This window comes from Paenibacillus sp. JT22N7 (assembly GCF_059383875.1).
The window spans coordinates 1-1,099 of record NZ_JBXENY010000034.1 but is presented as its reverse complement, the minus strand read 5'-3'; the positions used below and the strand labels follow the sequence as shown (position 1 = coordinate 1,099).

General features: G+C 51.9%; 2 protein-coding genes. Both read left to right on the top strand.

The window, feature by feature from the left end:
• Positions 1-7 precede the first annotated feature (7 nt).
• Positions 8-145 carry a PAAR-like protein gene (locus AC50Y5_RS32740; protein WP_494865802.1) on the top strand — a complete coding sequence of 46 codons (138 nt, stop codon included), beginning with the start codon at positions 8-10 and terminating at the stop codon, positions 143-145.
• A 33-nt stretch (positions 146-178) separates the two neighbouring features.
• Positions 179-1,099, top strand: a 921-nt coding sequence (locus tag AC50Y5_RS32735) for a contractile injection system protein, VgrG/Pvc8 family (RefSeq protein WP_494865800.1), incomplete at its 3' end; no start/stop codon positions are given.

The following is a 1,099-nucleotide window of genomic DNA, read 5'->3' as shown; positions in this document are numbered from 1 at the left end:
GCCAGAGATTTTTAATAAGTGGGTGCTGCCAAAGGAAAATGCGAAGGTAGATAACAAACCAGCGCTGACGACCCAATCGTTTCTTACGTGTGCCATGGATGGTCAAATCTATTTTCTCTCGGACGGTCAGCACGATTCAGATTAGGTAGACGAAGGACAACGGGGAGGAGGGATGCAGATGATCGGTTATGATCGATTGCGGGTAGAAGGCCCCTGCAAGCTGAAGCATATCACGGATGTGGCGATGAGCTGGAAGCCGGGCGAGCATGGGACGCTGCGGATTAGCGGGATCGTCGAGGAAGAGCTGCGAACGAATGCCACGCTGGAAGCGGTATGGCAGGATAAAATCGCTTTGTACGACGAAGAAGATGGCGCGCGGAAACCTCTTTTTAAGGGAGTCGTCACATCTGTGCAGACGGTGCATCGCAATGGGGTGTACACAGTCGAGATCGAGGCGGTATCGGGAAGCATCTACAGCGATCTGAAGAAGCGCAGGCGATCTTTTCAGGATACGAGCCAGACGTACGAGAAGATCATAACTACCGTACTGCGTGCGTATCCAGGTGGAGATGTGTTGCTTCAAAAGGGAGAGAAGGAAAAGCCATCTGAGCCTGTCATTCAATATGAGGAGACGGATTGGGAGCTGACGAAACGACTAGCGAGCCAGTTCCAGTCGGTGGTGGTCTGTGATATATTGGAAGAAACGCCGAAGCTGTTTATTGGGATGCCGGAGGGGAAAGAGCATAAGCTGCCTGAAGGAGCATCGTATACGGTGAGCAAGGATTTGGCGGCTTTTCAAAAAGCAGGCGGGGAAGCAGCGGGCCTGCATGATACGGATTTTTTCGGCTATGAAATACGATCCAAAACGTTCTATCGTTTGGGTGATCGCTTTAAAATTCGAGGCTATATTGAACTGATCGTATCGTCGATGACGGCACGTTTAGAGAAGGGGCAGCTCATCTACCACTACCGTCTGTCGCGGGAAGCGGGGATACGAGAGCAGCCTATGATGAACCGAAGGTTGTCAGGCCTGACACTGCAAGGAGAAATCCTTGCGGTGAAGGGAGAGCAGGTGCAGGTGCATCTGGCCATCGACGAT